Consider the following 18231-nt stretch of genomic DNA (forward strand, 5'->3'; position numbering starts at 1 on the left):
GGCGGCCAGGTCGATCGGTTCGAGTGACGCCCGGGCGCGGAACGCGCGCCCGGGGTCGGCGATCCGCCGGTAGCTGTACAGCACGTCCTTCGCCGTCACGGGCCGCCCGTCGTGGAAGAGTGCCGCCCGCAGCGAGACCTTCCACCGGTCGAGGCGGTCGTTGGGTTCCCAGGAGGAGGCGAGGCGGGGCCGTGCCGAGAGGTCTCCGCCGTAGTCGGCCAGCTTGTCGTAGAGGGCCTTGGCGCGGGCGGCGTCGGCGAAGAGGTTGCTCAGGTGCGGGTCCAGGGTCTCGCTCGCCCCACCTCCGGCGAAGGCGGCACGCAGCCGGCCGCCGCGCTTCGGTGTGCCGTCGTTCCCGCCGTCGTCGGGGGCGGTGCCCGAGGTGTCCGCGCAGCCGGTCAGCGCGAGGGCGCCCAGACCGGCGGCGCCCGTGGCGGCGAGGAAGCCGCGGCGGTGCAGGCCGGGGAAGTGCGTTGCTGTCGTGGGGTGTCTGTCGCTGTGCATGGGCAGTCCTTGATCCGGTGGGGCGTGCGGGAGGGCGGGAGCGTGCGGGAGGGCGCGGCGGTCAGTCGTCCGTGCGCCGGGCGATCACATGAAGCCGGTCGGCGTCGGCCGTTCCGGCGGGCAGGTCGCCCTCGCGCCACGGGGGTTCGGTACGGGGCCCGGGCCCGTCGTGGAGGGCGAGGACCTGGAACCCGTTCGCGAGGAGCGCCCGGCGGAGTTCCTGGGGAAGCAACAGGCGCCAGGCCGAGCGCTGTTCGACCGGGGCTGTTCCGTCGTCGGCGGTCCAGGTGCGGCTGCGGTGGAGCAGGCGGGCTGCCGGGTCCACGCGCAGCCGGGTGACGGAGCGGTGGACTACGCCGCGATGGGTGAAGGTGTGGACGGCCGGGGCCTCGGGAAGTGCGGCGCGGCCGAGGAAGTACGCACCGTTGCGCATCTCGGCGACGAGCAGGCCGCCGGGGTCCAGGCAGCGTCGGCACGAGCGGAGGAAGCTGTCGGTCTCGGCGCCGGTCCGGCAGTACAGCAACGCGCTGTCCAGGCACACGACGGCGTCGAACCTCCGTGGGCGCAGGTCGAACTCCCGTAGGTCGGCGCGGAGATACTCCGGCCCCGGATGCTCCCGGGCGGCGTGTCGGAGCATCGCGCCGGAGAGGTCGGCGCCGGTCACGGTGCGCCCCTGCGACTGGAGGTACGCGGCGTCGCGGCCGGTGCCGCAGCCGAGGTCCAGGACGCGAGGTCCCGACCCGTACCTCCTGAGCGTCTCCTCGGTCCAGCGTCCGGCGAGCCGCTGGGGGTCCGGGAAGCGGGCCTCGTACAGCGCCGGGTGATCGGTGAGCAGATTGGCGTCGTCCACGGGGCTCTCCTCGGACAGGGACGGTTTCCTCGGGCTCGGCAGAGGCTCGTCAGGCAGGGGCGGTTTGCTCGGGCCCGGCAGAGGCTCCTCAGGCACGGGCGGAATCCTCAGGCACCGGCTTCCCTCAGACATGGTCGGTCTCCTCACACACGGCTCTCCTGGCACACGTGCTCTGCTCAGACATCGGCTCCGCTCAGACATGGGCGGAAACGGACAGCGGCCGGCCGGGCAGCGCGCCGCGCCGGTGCAGACGGGCGATGCCCGCCGCCGAGACGAGGCCGAGCACGAGGCAGCAGGCCCAGGGCAGCCAGCCGGCGCCGATGCGCTCGCCGGTGTCCATCGCCCAGCCGACGGCGGTGTTGGCGAGAGCGGCGGCGATGCCGGAGACGACGTAGAAGACTCCGAAATACGTCCCGGTGAGGCCGGCCCTGCCGAACTCGGGGATCAGTTCCATCACGAACGGCTGGGCGATCATGAGTCCGGTCTGGAGCAGCAGAGCGCCAAGGAGTACGGGGATCGCGCGCAGCGCGGTCTGGCTCACAGCGGCGTCCGGCGGGGCGCCCGACGTCACCAGCATGGGGGGCACGAAGGCCGCGGCCATCAGGGCGAGGCCCGCTCCGATCCACTTCGCCCGGCTGCCCCGCCGTTTCAGCGCGCGGGTGATGCGGAGCTGGAACGCGAGTCCGGCGAGCGTTCCCACGAGGAAGACCAGGCCCGCCGCACCGTCCCAGCCCGTGGCCCGGCGCGCGCCATCGGGGAGCAGCAGATAGAGCTGGCTCTCCAGCGCCATCATGGACACCATCGCGCAGGCGAAGGCCATGAACGGGCGGTTGCCGGCCACTTCACGCCAGTCGGCGAAGACACCATTGGTAGTGGGTACGGCCCGGCCGGGCGGCAGGACCAGTGCCTGGGCGACGGTCAGCACGGCGAAGATCCCTGCCGCCGTGAGGGCGGCCGCACGGAAGTCGACCAGGAGCAGAGCGCTGCCGAGGAGGGGGCCGATGAGGGCTCCTGTCGTCGCGAAGACGTTGAACAGCGCGAACGCCTCGGGCCTGCGCTCCCCCGCCTCCTGGGCGAGGTGGGCTCGGACGGCGGGGTTGAACAGGGCGCCGGCCATTCCGCTGAGGACGGAGGCGGCGAGCAGGACCGCGATCCCGTCGCCGAACGCGAAGAGGGCGAAGCCGGCTGACCGCAGCGCGCATCCGGCGATGATGACGCGGCGGGCTCCCAGCCGGTCCGAGGCCGAGCCCCCGATGACGAACAGTCCCTGCTGGCTGAGGTTGCGCACACCGAGCACGGTGCCGACGACGGCGGCGGACATCCCGAGGTCGTCGCTGAGATGGACGGCCAGGTACGGGATGAGCAGGTAGAAGCCGGTGTTGACCCCGAGCTGGTTGACGAGCAGGAGGCGCACGGCCGGGGGCAGGGCGCGTATCTCGCGCCAAGTGCTCACGACCGCACCTCTTCTTCGTGACGATGCCCCCGGGAGCTGCCGCCCAGGTGCGAACGGGACGCGTCGTACGGTGTGCGCGGGCGTACGCCCAGGCCCGGGTGGCTGCTCGCCCGTACGGTGCCGTCGGTTCCCCCGATTCCCGTCCACGGGTCGTGGGCGAGCAGCAGGTGTCCGTCGAGGTCGGTCCACCGGGCACGGCCCGCGAAGTGCACGGCCGGGGCGATGCCGAGTGAACTGGCCGTGAGGCAGCCGAGCATGAGGCCGGTGCCGCTCCCGTCGATCAGTGCGGCGATGCGCAGGGCGGCGCTCACGCCCCCGCACTTGGCGAGTTTGACGTTGATGCCGTGGACCCGGCCGGCGAGCCGTCGGGCGTCCTCGATGCCGACGGCGTCCTCGTCCGCGATGACGGGCACGGGCGAGCCTGCGGCGAGCCGGGCCAGGGCCTCGGGGTCGCCCGGGGCTACAGGCTGTTCGACGGCCTCGACGCCGAGTTCGGCGAAGCGGCCGAGCAGGGCGGGCGCCGCTGTGCTGCTCCAGCCGCCGTTGGGGTCCAGGAGCAGCCGTACGTGCGGGGCCGCGGCACGCACGGCACGCACACGCGCCACATCGTCCTCCGGATCGGGCGAACCGGCCTTGACCTTGATGACGGTGAACCCCTCCGCCGCCAGCCGGGCGGCGAGGGCGCCGGCGTGGTGGGGCGAGGTGATCCCGATGGTCCTGGCGGTCGCGGCAACAGGCGCGGTGGCCGTGCCGAGGAGGCGGTGCACGGGGGCGCCCGCGCGCTTGCCGACGAGGTCGAGCAGCGCCGACTCGACGGCGGCCGCCACCGCCGGGGGTGTTCCGGGGGCGACGGGACCGCCGGTGTCTGCGAGGTCACCGGACGCCTGCCCGGACAGGATCTCCAGGGCCGTCTCGGGGTCGGGGAACCGCGCCAGCGCGCGGCCGCACCGGTCGAGCCAGTGGGCGACGGCCGCGGTGTCGAGGCCGTAGTACACGCTGGTGACGGTCTCCCCGTGGCCGTGCAGCCCTTGGTGCTCGATGGACAGCCGGACCGCGTCACGGGCGGTCGTGGTGGAGCGGGAGATCCGCAGCGGTTCGGCCAGCCGGAGCCCGACGGTGCGCCGGGAGGCCCTCATCGGGACTCCTCCGGTTCGTACGGCAGACGGACGCTGTAGGGGCGGGCGCGCGGTGGAGTGCTTCCGGTGGGCACGCGGGCCGCCGACGCCGCTCCGGGCCCGCGCGACACCGGTGGCCGTGCGGGCCGGCGGTGTCCGCTGACAGCGCGGCAGCGTGTCCAGCCGGTCGCCTCCACGGCCTGCGGGTGGCGGATCTCCATGGGGCGGGTGGCCGCGGTCTCCGGGCCGAGCCCGTGCAGGGCGTTGAAACCGTCGTCGAAGATGCTGCCGAGGTAGCGGTGCGGCCCGTCGGGGAAGACGGTCGCGACGACGGCGCCCGGATGGACGCGGGCCGCCCAGGCCGCGACGAGTGCGACGGCACCGGTGCTCCAGCCACCGCTGACGAAGTTGTCCCTGGCCAGCCGCCGGCAGCTGTCCGCGGCCTCCGCCGGTCCGACCCAGTGGACCTCGTCGAACTGCTCGTGGGCCACGTTGCGCGGATGGATGCTGCTGCCCAGTCCACGCATCAGGCGGGGCCTGGCCTGCTGTCCGAAGATCGTCGAGCCGGTGGCGTCGACACCGATCAGCCGCAGCCCGGGCCAGCGCCTGCGCAGCGGACCGACGACGCCCGCGCTGTGCCCGCCGGTTCCGACGCTGCACACCAGAACGTCCACATGGTCGAGGCGGCCGGTGATCTCGGCGGCGAGTGACGCGTAACCGGCGGTGTTGTCGGGGTTGTTGTACTGGTCGGGCCAGTAGGCCCCCGGCAGTTCGGTGAGCAGTTCCCGGAGCCTGGCCAGCCGGGCGGCCTGCCAGCCCCCCTCGGCAGCCGGACGGTCCACGAGTTCCAGCCTGGCGCCGTGGGCGTGCAGCAGACCGCGCATCGATGGTTCGAGTTCGGTATCGCCGACCAGCACGACCGGATGGCCGAGCGCCTGGCCCGCGAAGGCGAGTCCGATGCCCAGGGTGCCGGAGGTGGACTCCACCACCGGTGCGCCGGGGCGCAGTTCGCCGCGCCGCTCGGCGCCCAGCAGCATGGACACGGCGGCGCGGGCCTTCATCCCGCCCACGGCGAAGCCTTCGAGTTTGGCCCAGAACCCGGGGTGCGGGAAGGGCAGATGGGCGGTGATGCGGGCGAGCGGGGTGCCGCCGACGAGGCCGAGGAGTTCCCGGTTGCCCGCAGGGCGCAGGAGTGCGGTGGTCACAGGGCGTCTCCGTAGCAGTGAACGGTTCCGGCGCCGCCGTCGAGCCAGAAGAAGGGGTACGGCTCCGCGGACACGGCGGTGACTCCGGCACCGATGAGCCGGGGCAGTACCGCGCTGCCGGTCTGGGCGAAGACGACGAGGGGCTTGCCGTGCCGCAGGGCGTGCTCCCGCAGCGGTTCGAAGCTCCCGTTGCCCAGCGTCATCCCGGAGGCCAGGATCGCGTCGCAGCGGTCCAGCTCGGCCGGCGCGTCGCTGCGGACCGGCTCGCCCCATTCCGTCGTACCGCCCTTGAGGTCGCACGGTGTGTAGGCGAGGCCGCGCTCACGCAGCGCCTCCAGCAGGGAGTTGACCACCCCGACCACGAGTACGGTGGAGCCGGGCGGGGTGTCGAGCAGACCGACGACGGCGCGTGCCCGCGCACGGGACTTCTCCAGCGAGCCGCCGGCCGGAAGGGGCCACGGCCGCGCACCCGATCCGGGGCCGTGGGGCAGCACCGCCATCAGATACGTGTCGAGCGCGGCGACCCGGACCGGGGGAAGCCGGTGGCCGAGCAGCGCGGCGACATCCGCACCGACGCAGTCGTCGACGACCTCGGCGGGCAGCTCTCCCGGCTCGACCGCGCAGGAGCCGACGGCCGCGCCGAGTCGCAGGCTGAGTACCTCGTTGCGGTATCCGCTCCCGCGGCCCGGGTGCCGTACGGACTGGCGGGTGGTGAACGCCATGGCGATGTGGCGGGTTCGCGGGTCGGGCCCGAAGCGGCCGGCCAGGACTCCGGCGACGAGATCCTCGTACGAGGCGGCAGTGGGGGCGGGGACGGTCATCGGTTCACCACCTGGGGGCGCAGCTTGGCGAGGAGCGCCTCGGCGCCGGCCCGGGCGCCCGGACCATCGGCGTCACCGGCCATGACGTGTCCCAGGTACGCGTTGTTGCTGTTCGCCACGCCGACCCGGGTGCCGGGTCTCGCGACACTGAGTTCCAGGACGTCGGCGGCCTCTCCCACCTCGTCGGCGCCGTCGACGCCTTCCAGTACTCCCCCTGCCTCCGGCACGAGGAAGGCGATGGCCGCGCTGCGCAGTCCGGTGGCGCGTGGCCGCAGGTCCGGTGTCCGCCCGAGTGCCACGTTCACGCAGGCTGCCGCGAGGTCGACGCCGGTCACATGGCGGACCAGTTCGGTGATGCGGTTGCCGGCCGGGCGGGGGTTGACCTCCACCACACGCGGGCCGTCAGGCGTCAGCTTGATCTCGGTGTGCGCGACCACACCGTCCAGGCCGAGCGCCTGGACGGCCCGCACGGCGGTCTCCCGCGCCGCGCGGTCGTCCTCGTCGGTGAGTGCCGCGGGGAACATGTGGCCGGTCTCCACGAAGGCCGGTGCTCCGCCCGTGCTCTTGTCCGTCACCCCGACCACCTCGGTGCGGCCGGCGAACGTCACGGTCTCCACGCTGACTTCGGGCCCGTGCAGGAACTCCTCGAGCAGGACCACCGGCGCGCGGGCCTGGCCCCGTGCGTTGACGGGGAAGTCCATGAGTGCCCGGTGGGCCTCGGCGAGGCCCGTCTCGTCGTCCACGCGCCGCACGAACATCCCGGCGCACAGGTCGACGGGTTTGAGGACCAGCGGCAGACCGGTCTCCCGGGCGGCCCGCACGGCCTCGGCGTGATCACGGCAGACGGCGAACCGCGGTCCGGGCACGCCCGCTTCCGCGAGGACGCGCCGGGTGAGGTCCTTGCGGCAGGCGTTCTCCACGGCAGCGGGGGCGGGCCCCGGCAGGTTCAGCCGGGCGGCGATCGCGGCGGCGACGGGGAGGTAGTAGTCGCAGGACGTGATCACTCCGTCGAACCGGAGGCAAGCGTGGGCCCGTTCGGCGAACGGCAGCAGCAGGCCGGTGTCGTTGGTGTCCGCCGTCAGCACATGGCGGGCCGAGAGCAGCGGGTGCGTGACGCCCTCGGGTGCGGCGCGCAGATAGTGGTGGAGGTCGCGGGTGAGGAAGGTGAACTCGTGGCCGCCCTCCCGGATCGCCCGTGGCAGAAGCCTGCTCATCGATCCGACCCAGCTCTCGACCATCAGCAGATGTGCCACGACTACCCCTCTTCGCCATGCAGTTCAGGACCCGGGCAGGCGGCAGCACCCGTCCCGGGGCCTCGCGCCTGACTCGCCACACGTTATCGACAATCGTTTTCATTGTCATCTAGCGAGGAGGTTCTCCCGGCTGCGGACCGCCCGGAAGCCGGAGCCCCGCCCGCCGCGCCGCTCCGGCTCGGATCACGGCGGCGGGACGGCCCCCGGCGGTTGCGGGCGCGCGGCGTACGGTGTTGATTCGAAGTAGGCGTACGGGCGGCCGCCCGTTTCCTCGATCCGGGGGTGAACCCCTGTGCTGTTCACCGACCGCGCCGACGCGGGCCAGCAGCTGGCCGAGGCGCTGCGCCCACTGGCGTCGAGCGACCCCGTCGTTCTGGGACTTCCGCGTGGCGGCGTACCGGTGGCCTTCCGGGTTGCCGAGGAACTCGGCGCCGCTCTGGATGTCATCGTGGTGCGCAAACTCGGCGTCCCGTACCACCCGGAGCTGGGCTTCGGTGCCATCGGGGAGGGTGGCGTACGGGTCATCAGCGAGGACGTCGTGCGTCGCGGCGGGGTGTCGGAGGCGGATGCCGCCGCGGTCGAACGGGCGGAGGAGGCCGAGCTGGTGCGGCGGGCCCGGGCCTTCCGGGGCGACCGGCCCCGTGTTCCGCTCACGGGACGCACGGTGATCATCGTCGATGACGGCATCGCCACCGGCGCGACCGCACTCGCGGCGTGCGCGGTGGCCCGGGCCCAGGGAGCGGCGCGCGTGGTGCTGGCCGTGCCGGTCGCACCGCCGGACGCCGCCGAACGGCTGGGCGACCGGGTCGACGAGCTGGTGTGCCTGTCGGCTCCGGCCGGGTTCTCCGCCGTGGGTGAGTGGTACCAGGACTTCGGGCAGACCCCGGACGAGGAAGTCGTCTCGCTGCTGGCCCGGGCCGGGGCCGCGGACCCCTCTCGGACCGGAGCCGAGGTGGCGGTGGAGGCGGGCGGCGTGATGCTGCCGGGTGAGCTCACCCCGGCCGGGGACACCGGAGCGCTCGTCGTGTTCGCCCACGGCTCCGGCAGCAGCCGGCACAGCCCGCGCAACCGTGCGGTGGCGGCGGCCCTGAACCGGGCGGAACTGGGCACCCTGCTCTTCGACCTGCTCACCCCCGCCGAGGAGGCCGACCGCGCCAACGTCTTCGACATCGACACCCTGGCCGGGCGCCTGGTGGACGCCACCGCCTGGGTGCGGCGTCGCACCCCCGGCCGCGTCGGCCTGTTCGGTGCGAGCACCGGGGCGGCGGCGGCCTTGCGGGCCGCCGCGGCCGTCGGCACGGAGCGCGGCGCGGGGATCGGGGCCGTCGTCTCCCGGGGCGGCCGGCCCGACCTGGCGGGCGACAGCCTCGGCGACGTACGGGCCCCCACCCTGCTCATCGTAGGCGGCGACGACACCCGGGTCCTGGAACTGAACCGGCAGGCGCAGGCCCGGCTGCGCTGCGAGAACCGGCTCGACGTCGTCACCGGAGCCACTCATCTCTTCGAGGAGCCGGGCGCCTTGGACGAGGTCGCCGAGCTGGCCCGGGACTGGTTCACCGCCCATCTCACAGCCGGATCCGGCTGACCCGCCACCTGCCCCCGGCCCTCCTGCCGCCGAGGGCCCGCCCGGGTCGCGGCAACTGCGGCGCGGTTTCCCGGATCACCGAGCAACCCACCACGCGCATTCGCCGTCTTGATCCACAACAAGGCCGCATGCCGCACATGACCGACCTCGACCCACCCCCCACCAACGCAGGGGTCCGGCGCCCGCACCTCTATACGCGCGATGTATACACAGCGCGCATAGATGCTGCCGCCGCGTCACCCCGTGCACGCACGGAAGGCTCCCATGCACAGCAAAGCAATGGCGCCCGAGTACCAGGGCGCCCTCACCAAGATGTCCGTGAACGCATCCCTCACGGATGTACTCGCCGAGGGGCAACGTCACCTGAGGGAGGCCGAACTCGCCGGCTCCGCCCAGGAAGTGGCCCGCACGGGGCTCGCGGTGGCCGAGGCCCACCGCAGACTGGGTCACGTCGAGGACGCCGACCGCGCCTGGAAGGCCAGCTACCGGGCCGCACGCTCGGCCGGCGCCACGGGGGCCATGGCCTGGGCGCTGTGGAGCGGCGGGACGCTCGCCCGGCAGCGCGGCGAACTGCGGCTCGCCTTCCGCCTGCTGAGGCTGGCCGCGGACCTGGGTAAAGCGGGCGGGGACGTGGTCGCGCGTGGCTACTCACTCGCCGGACTCGCCGAGACCGGCCGCATCCAGGGCGACTACCGGACGGTCGCCGCGCTGCACGAGCAGCTCCTCGCCGAGGCACGTGCCCGCGGCGAGGCCCGGCACACCGTCTGGGCCCTGGAGGGCATCGCCCAGATCCACCGCAACACCGGGTCGTTCGACACCGCCCTGGAGATGTTCGAGGAGGCGGCCCGGCTCGCCGGGGACGCCGACGACCAGCGCGGGCGCGCCTGGGCGCTGCGGGGGATGGCCGACATCATCTCCGTACGCGACAACGACCCGGAGCGCGCACTCGGGCTCCTGTCCGAGGCGGAGCTCACCTGCCGTGCGATGAAGTTGTCGAGCGCCCTCGCCTACAACCACAAGATGCGCGCCAATGTGCTCTACCGTGCCGGGCGCTACGAGGAGGCCCGGACGGTGTACGAGGAGGCGCTGGCGGAGTTCCGCGCGATGACCGAGCCCCGGGGCGAGGCGCTCGCCCGGCTCGGGCTCGTGAAGTCGCTCGCCCGGCTCGGCCGCGACCGTGCCGCGACCGCCGCGGAGCTGGACGAACTGCGGCTCACGCTGGACCGGATCGGACTGCTCAACGCCCGCGACATGGTCGACAAGGCGTACGCGGAGCTCGGCGTGACACCGGCCGGCGGCACGGCGGCGGCCGGAGACCCCATGCCCTCGCCGGCCGGAGACCTCATGCCCTCGGCGGGCGGCCTCCGATGACTCCTCCCGTGGCCCAGCGGACCGAGGCGCCGCAGACACTCGCCCGTTGCCGCGCACTCGTCCGTCCGGCGCTCGGCCGGGCGGTCGGGCAGCTGCATCCGTGGCATGCCGAGATCACCGCGTTCTCCCTCGGCTGGGACGGGGCCGGCCACGACCTCCCCGGCGCCCAGGGCAAAGGGGTCCGGCAGGCCCTGGCGGTGCTCGGCGCGGAGGCCGTCGGCGCGAAGGCGGAGGGCGCGGTCCTCGGCGCGGTCGCCGTCGAACTGATCCACACGTTCTCCCTGCTCCACGACGACATCATGGACGGCGACGAGACCCGCAGGCAGCGGCCCACCGCATGGAAGGCCTACGGCACCGGACCCGCGGTCCTCGCCGGCGACGCGCTCTTCGCGCTCGCCGTCCAGACACTGGCCGGGGCTCCCGGCGGCGCCTGCGGCCCGGCCGTCCGGCTGCTGGCCGGAGCCCTCAAGGACCTGGTGCACGGTCAGGCCGACGACCTGCTCTTCGAGTCGCGGCCCTGGACCGGGCCGGATGCCGTGCAGCCGCACGAGTACCGGCGGATGGCCGAACAGAAGACGGGCGCCCTGCTGGGCTGCGCGACCGGACTGGGCGCCGTCCTCGGCGGCGCCGGGCGCTCGGAGACCGATGCACTCACGTCGGCCGGCCGCCATCTCGGTGTGGCGTTCCAGGCCGTGGACGACGTGCTCGGGATCTGGGGCGACCCGTCGGTCACGGGCAAGCCGGTCCACAGCGACCTGCGGCGCCGGAAGAAGACGTACCCCGTCCTCACCGCCCTCACGGCCGGCGGCCCGGCCGCCCAGCGCCTGGGCGCGTTGCTGCGTACGGGCCAAGCACTGGACGACCGCGCCGCCCGGCGGGCGGCCGGGCTGGTCGAGGAGGCGGGCGGACGCGCGGCGGCCCTGGCCGAGGCGGACCGGCACCTGGAGCGTGCGCGCGCCTGCCTGGAGAGCGTGGCCCTGGCGCCGGAGCCTCTCGCGGAGCTCCTCACCCTGCTGCCGTACGTCGCCGCACGCGCCCTGTGACGCCCGCGCGGCCGGCAGACAACCGGCCGCGTGCGCGCGTCCCACGGGGTCAGGGATGCATCGACGCGCCCTTGAGGATCTTGTCGACGGCATTGCGGGCACCGTGCACGGCCAGCCCGACCAGGTCCATTCCGTCCCGCCGCACCGCACGGACGGCGGCCCGGTTGTCCCGGTCGTTGCCCGTCGCGAAGAGGTCGGAGGTGAACACCGACAGGGTCGCCCCCCGGCCGACCGCCCGGGTGTGGGCCGTCGTCAGCAGCTCCTTCGACCCCTCGAAGACCAGCACCGGCTGACGGAACATCGGCAGGTACCGGGTGTCGTCGGCGTCGGCGTACGGCTCACCGATCACCTCGGGCACGACCGTACCGAGCCCGCTGACGAGGAAGGCCGTCACATTGAGGCGCTGCCAGGTCTCCAGGTCGTCCCGAAGCAGCACGGCGATCTTGGTGTCGAAGCGGACGGGGGCGAGTTCATCTGTCATGGCCCCGAGCCTGCCCGGCCGCACGCCGCCCCGTCTTGTACGAACTTTGCACGGCTGCTCCCCGGGCCGGGGAGCAGCCGGCCGGGCGTACGATCGGCTCATGGCTGCACGTCCGGACATCACCGCGTGGCGTCCGTCGGTGGCGGGAATCGAAGAGGTCTTCCACGCCCACTTCACCGACCACACCTACCCGATGCACACCCATGACGCCTGGACGCTGCTCATCGTGGACGAGGGCATGGTCCGCTACGACCTGGACCGTCACGAGCACGGGGTGCTCACCGACGTGGTGACCCTGCTGCCTCCGCACGTGCCGCACAACGGCGGCGCCGCCACCGCCGCCGGATTCCGCAAGCGCGTCCTGTACCTCGACGTCGCCCAGGTCGACGAGGCGCTCGTCGGCATGGCCGTCGACCGGCCCGTCCTGCGCGATCCGGCCCTGCGCCGCCGGATCGCCCGCCTGCACACGACGCTCGCCGGTCCGGGCGACGAACTGGAGGCGGCAAGCCGTCTCGCCCTGGTCGCCGAACAGCTCGACCGGCATCTGCGCAGCCGTCCGGAGCCCGTACGGTACGTCCACGACCGCAGGGTCGCCCACCGGCTGCGGGATCTGCTCGACGAACGGTTCGTGGAGGGGATCACGCTCCAGGACGCGGCACTGCGGCTGCACGCCCATCACGCGCACCTGGTGCGGGCCTTCAGCCGGGAGTTCGGCATGGCTCCGCACCAGTACGTGACGGGGCGCCGCGTCGATCTCGCCCGCCGGCTGCTCCTGCGCGGCATGCCCGCCGCACAGGTGGCGGGCGCCGTGGGGTTCTACGACCAGTCCCATCTGACGCGCCACTTCAAGCGGGTCGTGGGCACCGGCCCGGGTCATTACGCCCGCACCCGCGGCGCGTCCGCCCGGTCGGCCTGATTCCACAGCCGCTCCGCAGTCCATGCCGGCCCAGGCGGTGGCGCTGTCCACGAGGACCGCGTTCCGAGGGGGCTCCGGTACGCGTTTGCTTTCGGCCCTCAGCGGGAGACGGGGACGTCGAAGGGCTCGCCGACCGCGTCCGCAGCGGCGGACGGCTCGTCTCCCCGCCGGGTGCGCAGTCCGAAGGTGCTGATGAGGGCGGCAAGCACCGCGGCCACGAACGGGACGAGCAGTCCGGCGCGGTAGCCGTCCAGCAGTGCGGCGGGCGTCTCCTCATGCGTGGCGGCCACGCTGACGGCGGTGACCGCGGAGAGTCCGAGTGCGGCACCGAACTGGAAGGCGGTGTAGAGCAGACCGCCCGCGAGACCCTGCTCCTCCTCGGCGATCCCTTCCGTGGCCGCGATGGTGAGCGGGCCGTACGCCAGCGAAAAGGCGAGGCCCAGGATGATCAGGCCCGGGAACATCGCCGCATAGCTCCAGTCCGCTCCCAGCGGCAGGAACAGCCCGTAGGCCAGCACGGCCAGCAGGAGTCCTCCCAGGATCACCTTCGCGTTGCCGAAGCGGTTCACCAGCCGGGGAGTGAGGGCCGGCGAAAGGATCGCGTCGACCCCGATGACCAGCATCGCGAAGCTCGTCTGCAGCGTGGACCAGTCGCGCAGTTCCTGGAGGTAGAGCACGATCAGGAACTGGAAGCCGAAGAACCCGGCGGCGAACAGCATCGCCGAGAGGTTCGCCCGCACCAAGGATCCGCTGCGGAGGATGCCCGTCCGTACGAGGGGCTCGGCGGAGCGCCGCTCGATGACGAGGAAGGCGGCGAGGAGCGCCAGGCCGGCCAGCAGGGTCGTGGCGCTGGCGGTGATCCCGGCGTGGGCCGCGCGCTCCACACCCAGCACGATCAGCAGCAGGGCCGCGGTGACGGTGAGCGCACCGGCGATATCGACACGCTTACCGGTTCTGTCCGGGCGTTCCGACTTGGGGACGAGGGCGAGAGCGGCGACGAGGAGGAGGAAGGAGAGAGCGACCGGGGCGAAGAACACCCACCGCCAGCCGACGGAGGTGAGCAGACCACCGGCGACGAGCCCGATCGTGAAGCCACCCGCGGCGGTGCCCGAGTAGACGAGCAGGGCCTTGTTCCGTTCCGGACCCTCGGCGAAGCCCGTGGTGATGATGGACAGGCCGGCCGGGGTCATGAAGGCCGCGGAGACACCCGTGATGAATCGCGCCACGATCAGCATCCACCCTTCGGTGGCGAATCCGCCGAGCCCGGAGAACAGCAGGAAGACGGTGAGCCAGAGGACGAACATCTGACGGCGCCCGAACAGGTCGGCCGCCCGTCCGCCGAGAAGCATGAAGCCGCCGTAGCCGAGGACGTAGGCACTCATGACCCACTGCAGCTCACCTGTGGAGAGTCCGAGGTCGGCACGGATCGCAGGCAGCGCCACATTGAGCATGGCGACGTCGATGCCTTCGAGGAAGATCGCGCCGCACAGCACGAGCAGGATGCCCCACTTGCGCGCGTCCAGGCCGTTCGGCGTACTCAAGGCACTCATGACGAGTAACCCCTTCCGGAGTGGTGGGTGTTGGTGGTGCCCCAAGCCTTCTTCACACCCCGGAGGGGAACAACAGCGATGATCGCAACGTTCGTACAGCCAGGCTTACCGATCCATGTCCTACGCTCCTACGCGACCCCGGAGACCTACGTGGACCAGAACGAGCTCGAGTGCTTTCTCGTCCTCGCCGAGGAACTGCATTTCGGCCGGACGGCCGACCGGCTGCGCCTCTCCCGTGCCCGGGTGAGTCAGCTCGTCCAGAAGCTGGAGCGCCGTGTGGGAGCGCCGCTGTTCACCCGCACGAGTCGCAGCGTGGTGCTCACCGTCCTGGGCAGCCGCCTCCGTGACGATCTCGAACCCCACTACCGCGGCATCGAGAACGCCCTGGCGCGGGCTGTCACCTCGGCGCGCGGCATCGAGGGGGTCCTCCACGTCGGCTTCTCGACGCCGCTGGCCGGGGAGATGGTCATGAAGGCGACCGCGAAACTCCGCGTGACGCATCCCGAACTCGCCGTCGAGGTGTGCGAAGTGCCCTTCTCCGATCCGTACGGGATGCTGCGGAGAGGCGACTTCGACCTCCAGCTGACGGATTTTCCCGTGCACGAGGACGACTTGGCGCACGGCCCGACGCTTCTCGCCGAGGACAGGGTGCTGGCGGTCTCCGCCGGGCACCCTCTCGCGGGACGGGACACGGTGACGCTGGAGGACCTGGCCGAGGTGCCGTTGCTGACGATCGCGGGAGACATTCCGGAGTACTGGCTGGAGCACCGGCTGCCGACGCGCACGCCCAGCGGCAGACCGGTCGGGCCGGGCCCGTCCGTCACCAACTTCCAGGAGGCCCTGACGCTTGTCGCCGCCGGCAGCGGGGCCCTGCTGGCAGGGGCCCACGTCGCTCTGTACCACGGCCGGCCCGGCATCTCCTACGTCCCGGTGGAGGGGGACACACCCCTCGGATACAGCCTGATGTGGCGGTCCGACGGCGCCAACCGGGCCATCGAACTCTTCGGACACACCGCACGCGAGGTCGCACGGGACATGGCTCCGGCCCGTCCGAGGGCGGCGACGCCCGGCTGACCGTCAGCTCCGGGGCACATCGGGCCGCCGCGAGCCGGCCCCGGCCGGCCGGCTCACCCACCTCAACGAGGCCTGGCGGCAGCACCCGCCCGGCGCGCCGGTCATCGGGGCGTGGTGACTCCGGCCCGGGCCGGCGCGCTCAGCGGCGCTCCAGGCAGCCGCGCACGAAGGCCGCCTGTCCCGCGTGCTGGAGGTCGTCCGACAGGACGCTGATCAACCGGACGCCCAGGGTGACGGGCGGGGACCACGCCTCGTCGACGACGCGGTCGAGCGCTTTGCCGTCGAGGCCGAGGAGGAACTCGGCCGTACGCGCGTGCACGGCGTCGTAGTAGCCGAGCAGCAGGTCCGCCGAGCCGACCTTGACCGCGCCCACTTCCTTGCTGCTGTGCCCGTAACCGGTGGCGCCCTCGGCGAAGGGCAGATCGAAGCGTGCGGCCCAGCCCTCGGTGAACCAGACCTGCTCGGTGCCCGCCGCGTCCGCGAGGTGGTCGTCCTGGACCCGGGTCAGGTGCCAGACCAGCCAGGCGATCGAGTTGGCCCCATCGTCCGGGCGGGCGTTGAGGTCGTCGGGTTCGAGACCCTCGACGGCCGCGTGCACGGCCTCCTGGATGCGGGTGTATCCATCGGTCAGGATGTCTGCGACGTTCATACCCCCACCTTGGGCGCTTCCCCGCCCGCGGCCCGCCATCGACACGCCCCACGAGGGCCGTGCGCCGGTGGGAAGGCTCCCCGCCGGCGCACGGCCGGCGGTCAGCCGTAGATGCCGAACTCCCAGAGCGAGTAGCCCCAACCGGTGCCCCGCTGAGTGAGGTTGAGCTTCACATAGCGGGCGGTCTGCGCGAGGTCGAGGTCGTCGGCGTCGCCGTTGCCGCTGGTGGTGGAGTACACGGACCGCCAGGCGGCGCCGTCGTCCGAGACCAGTACCTCGTACGCCTTGGCATAGGCCGGGTCCCACACGAGCTGGACGTGGCGCAACGCCTTGCGCTCGCCCAGGTCCACCAGGATCGACTGGGGGTCGCTCCAGTCGCTGGCCCAGCGGGTGTCCATTCTGCCGTCGGTCGCCATCGCCGCCGTGCAGGGACAGCCGGCGCTGCCCGCCTGCGCGGACGTGGCGGTGGCCGGCCGCCCGAGAGCCAGGTTGGTGCCGGCGACCGGGGGCACGACGACCTTCACGGACTTGGTCTCGATGCCGGCGTTGCCGTGTCCGTCCTCGGCCTGGATGTAGACCTTCCACACCCCGAGCCGGTCCGGCGCCTTCACCGCGAAGGTGCCGTCGCCCGTGGCGCGCCAGGCGGCCTCGACCAGGGCCTTGTCACCGGTGGCGTAGTTCCCGCTCAGGTAGATCTTGTACGTCACCGCGTCGTTGTCCGGGTCACGGACGTCGGCACGGACGGTGAACTCCTGTCCGGCGGGCGCCCCGTTGGCGTTCTGCACGGTCATGTTGCCGATGACCGGCGGGGTGTTGTCCCCGGCCGTGGATCCGGCGTACGCCTTCTTCAGCGCGTAGTACGACAGCCGCTTCTTGCCGTCGGGCACCACGTTGAACCAGATGCCGCCGAAGTCGTGCTCCGTTCCGTAGTGGAAGAGGGTCGCGCCCAGGGCAACGCCCTGGTGGGCGGTGACGCAGTTCCAGGCCTTGGTGTAGCCCTCGGCCTTCTGGACGTCGGTGGGCTCGTCCGGGACGCCGTTGGCGTCGTCCGGCACCTCCCACTCACCGGCCGGGCCGCCCTCGGTGATGAGATAGGGCTTGGTGTAGCCGCCGGAATCCCAGGCACCGCGTACGCCGCAGATGTCGCCGTAGGAGTTGACGGAGTACAGGTCGAGGTCGGGGGCGTTGCGCTTGTAGTAGGGCCAGGCGCCGGTCCAGGCGTCGGTCGAGGTGACCGGGTGGTTCGGGTCGATGGTGTGGATCTTCTTCGCCACGTCGTTGACGAAGGCGGTGTAGGCGTTGCGCTGCTTCTCCAGTTCGTCACCGCCGTAGCAGTTCTGGAGTCCGAGCACCGACTCGTTGCCGACGTTCCACATGAGGACGCCCGGGTGGTTCCGGTACGTGTCGACCCACTTGGCGAACTCGGTGAGCGAGGCGGACTTGTACGCGTCGTCGGTCAGGTAGTTGACGCAGCCTCCGCTGCCCGGACCGCCGCCCGGCTGGAGCCAGAAGCCACTGACGACCCGGATGCCGTTGGCCGCGGCCGCGTCGAGCAGTGGCCTGGACGAGGCGTCGGTCCCCCAGGTGCGGATGGTGTTGACGCCCATCGAACGGAGGTCGGGGAGATAGCGGCCCGCGTCGGCGACGGAGGGGCCCCAGGTCAGGCCCTTGACCTGGTAGGGCTTTCCGTCGACGGTCAGCTGCCAGTTGCCCTGCGAGCCGGTGACGCGGACCGCGCCGCCGGTGGCCGGCGGCGGGCCGGTGGTGCCGTACACCTGGAACTCCCACAGGGAGTAGCCGTATCCTCCGGCCCGGGCGGTGCCGTACATCCGGACGTAGCGGCCGGAGCCGGACAGGGCGACGTCGTCCGTTCCGCCGTCGCCCGCGGTCACGGTCTTGAGGGTCCGCCAGTCCGACCCGTTGTCGGAGGCCTGGATCTCGTACGCCTTGCCGTAGGCGGACTCCCAGGTCAGCACGGCCCTGCTGAGGTCGGCCGTGGCCCCGAGGTCGACCTGGAGCCACTGGGGATCGCGCCACTCGCTGGCCCAGCGGGTGCCGGTCAGGTTTCCGTCCACGGCCGCGGAGGCCGCGTAGCCGTCCCCCTCGTGGGATGAGGCGGTGGCGTTCTTCCCCTGCGAGAGAAGCGACTCGGCGGCTCGGGCAGGGGGCACCGTCAGCATCACGAGCGACGACGCGAGAAGCGCGAGAAGAGTGATCAGCAGCGTGCCCGGACGCGGTCTCGCGGGCAGGGCTGCGCTAGGTCTGTGCACATTCTCTCCTGGCAGAAGAGTGAGGGACCGGTGTCCCGGAACCGGATGGGAGAGCGCTCTCCCAGGAGAGTGACGTGTACGTGCTCAGCTG

The 18231-nt window shown here is 72.5% G+C and carries 16 protein-coding genes; 5 read left to right on the plus strand and 11 right to left on the minus strand.

Features of this window, described 5'->3' with window-relative positions:
• The 7 genes from EAO72_RS18025 to EAO72_RS18055 all read right to left on the minus strand — a co-directional run.
• Positions 1–504 (minus strand): ABC transporter substrate-binding protein (locus EAO72_RS18025; RefSeq protein ID WP_261991552.1); only part of this gene is annotated, 504 nt, incomplete at its 3' end.
• A 61-nt stretch (positions 505–565) separates the two neighbouring features.
• Positions 566–1354 (minus strand): class I SAM-dependent DNA methyltransferase, encoded by a 789-nt coding sequence (locus EAO72_RS18030; protein ID WP_148018364.1) that lies wholly within the window; start codon positions 1352–1354, stop codon positions 566–568.
• A gap of 193 nt (positions 1355–1547) precedes the next feature.
• Positions 1548–2807, minus strand: coding sequence for an MFS transporter (locus EAO72_RS18035; RefSeq protein WP_148018365.1), 1260 nt, complete (start codon positions 2805–2807; stop codon positions 1548–1550).
• The gene (locus EAO72_RS18040; protein ID WP_148018366.1) at positions 2804–3943 is read right to left on the minus strand and encodes an enolase C-terminal domain-like protein; all 1140 of its coding nucleotides are present in this window, start codon (positions 3941–3943) and stop codon (positions 2804–2806) included. The genes EAO72_RS18035 and EAO72_RS18040 overlap by 4 nt, the downstream gene beginning before the upstream one ends.
• Entirely contained in the window at positions 3940–5127 is a 1188-nt protein-coding gene (locus tag EAO72_RS18045; protein ID WP_148018367.1) for a PLP-dependent cysteine synthase family protein, read from the minus strand. The genes EAO72_RS18040 and EAO72_RS18045 overlap by 4 nt, the downstream gene beginning before the upstream one ends.
• The gene (locus EAO72_RS18050) at positions 5124–5948 is read right to left on the minus strand and encodes a Rossmann-like domain-containing protein (RefSeq protein ID WP_148018368.1); all 825 of its coding nucleotides are present in this window, start codon (positions 5946–5948) and stop codon (positions 5124–5126) included. The genes EAO72_RS18045 and EAO72_RS18050 overlap by 4 nt, the downstream gene beginning before the upstream one ends.
• Positions 5945–7201, minus strand: a complete 1257-nt coding sequence (locus EAO72_RS18055; RefSeq protein WP_148018369.1) for an ATP-grasp domain-containing protein — start codon at positions 7199–7201, stop codon at positions 5945–5947. The genes EAO72_RS18050 and EAO72_RS18055 overlap by 4 nt, the downstream gene beginning before the upstream one ends.
• Positions 7202–7493: 292 nt before the next feature.
• On the opposite strand from EAO72_RS18055, the gene EAO72_RS18060 reads away from it, so the two are divergent.
• The 3 genes from EAO72_RS18060 to EAO72_RS18070 all read left to right on the plus strand — a co-directional run bounded on the left by EAO72_RS18060 (position 7494) and on the right by EAO72_RS18070 (position 11200).
• Complete coding sequence (locus EAO72_RS18060; protein ID WP_148018370.1) at positions 7494–8786, plus strand: phosphoribosyltransferase family protein; 1293 nt, start codon at positions 7494–7496, stop codon at positions 8784–8786.
• 264 nt (positions 8787–9050) lie between these two features.
• A complete protein-coding gene (locus EAO72_RS18065; protein ID WP_148018371.1) occupies positions 9051–10157 on the plus strand; it encodes a tetratricopeptide repeat protein in 1107 nt (368 codons plus the stop codon).
• Positions 10154–11200, plus strand: coding sequence for a polyprenyl synthetase family protein (locus EAO72_RS18070; protein ID WP_148018372.1), 1047 nt, complete (start codon positions 10154–10156; stop codon positions 11198–11200). Before EAO72_RS18065 ends, EAO72_RS18070 begins: the two co-directional genes overlap by 4 nt.
• Positions 11201–11249: 49 nt before the next feature.
• Here EAO72_RS18070 and EAO72_RS18075 read toward each other — a convergent pair whose 3' ends face one another.
• A complete protein-coding gene (locus tag EAO72_RS18075; protein WP_148018373.1) occupies positions 11250–11681 on the minus strand; it encodes a DUF2000 domain-containing protein in 432 nt (143 codons plus the stop codon).
• A 100-nt stretch (positions 11682–11781) separates the two neighbouring features.
• On the opposite strand from EAO72_RS18075, the gene EAO72_RS18080 reads away from it, so the two are divergent.
• The gene (locus EAO72_RS18080; protein ID WP_148018374.1) at positions 11782–12597 is read left to right on the plus strand and encodes a helix-turn-helix transcriptional regulator; all 816 of its coding nucleotides are present in this window, start codon (positions 11782–11784) and stop codon (positions 12595–12597) included.
• Between the two features lie 98 nt (positions 12598–12695).
• Here EAO72_RS18080 and EAO72_RS18085 read toward each other — a convergent pair whose 3' ends face one another.
• Positions 12696–14147, minus strand: coding sequence for an MFS transporter (locus EAO72_RS18085; protein ID WP_148018375.1), 1452 nt, complete (start codon positions 14145–14147; stop codon positions 12696–12698).
• Between the two features lie 150 nt (positions 14148–14297).
• Here EAO72_RS18085 and EAO72_RS18090 point away from each other — a divergent pair, with 150 nt between their 5' ends.
• Positions 14298–15221, plus strand: coding sequence for a LysR family transcriptional regulator (locus EAO72_RS18090; RefSeq protein ID WP_148018376.1), 924 nt, complete (start codon positions 14298–14300; stop codon positions 15219–15221).
• A gap of 139 nt (positions 15222–15360) precedes the next feature.
• Here the strand turns inward: EAO72_RS18090 and EAO72_RS18095 are convergent, their stop codons facing one another.
• The gene (locus tag EAO72_RS18095) at positions 15361–15870 is read right to left on the minus strand and encodes a mycothiol transferase (RefSeq protein WP_148018377.1); all 510 of its coding nucleotides are present in this window, start codon (positions 15868–15870) and stop codon (positions 15361–15363) included.
• Between the two features lie 101 nt (positions 15871–15971).
• Positions 15972–18140 (minus strand): discoidin domain-containing protein, encoded by a 2169-nt coding sequence (locus EAO72_RS18100; protein ID WP_148018378.1) that lies wholly within the window; start codon positions 18138–18140, stop codon positions 15972–15974.
• Between the last annotated feature and the right edge of the window lie 91 nt (positions 18141–18231).

This window comes from Streptomyces sp. OR43 (assembly GCF_008042275.1).
GTDB lineage: Bacteria > Actinomycetota > Actinomycetes > Streptomycetales > Streptomycetaceae > Streptomyces.

Bases quoted from the DNA above. Each gene is read 5' to 3' on its own strand.
- EAO72_RS18040 (WP_148018366.1), bottom strand. From the start codon at position 3,943: ATGAGGGCCTCCCGGCGCACCGTCGGGCTCCGGCTGGCCGAACCGCTG.
- EAO72_RS18050 (WP_148018368.1), bottom strand. From the start codon at position 5,948: ATGACCGTCCCCGCCCCCACTGCCGCCTCGTACGAGGATCTCGTCGCC.
- EAO72_RS18065 (WP_148018371.1), top strand. From the start codon at position 9,051: ATGCACAGCAAAGCAATGGCGCCCGAGTACCAGGGCGCCCTCACCAAG.
- EAO72_RS18070 (WP_148018372.1), top strand. From the start codon at position 10,154: ATGACTCCTCCCGTGGCCCAGCGGACCGAGGCGCCGCAGACACTCGCC.
- EAO72_RS18075 (WP_148018373.1), bottom strand. From the start codon at position 11,681: ATGACAGATGAACTCGCCCCCGTCCGCTTCGACACCAAGATCGCCGTG.
- EAO72_RS18080 (WP_148018374.1), top strand. From the start codon at position 11,782: ATGGCTGCACGTCCGGACATCACCGCGTGGCGTCCGTCGGTGGCGGGA.
- EAO72_RS18085 (WP_148018375.1), bottom strand. From the start codon at position 14,147: ATGAGTGCCTTGAGTACGCCGAACGGCCTGGACGCGCGCAAGTGGGGC.
- EAO72_RS18095 (WP_148018377.1), bottom strand. From the start codon at position 15,870: ATGAACGTCGCAGACATCCTGACCGATGGATACACCCGCATCCAGGAG.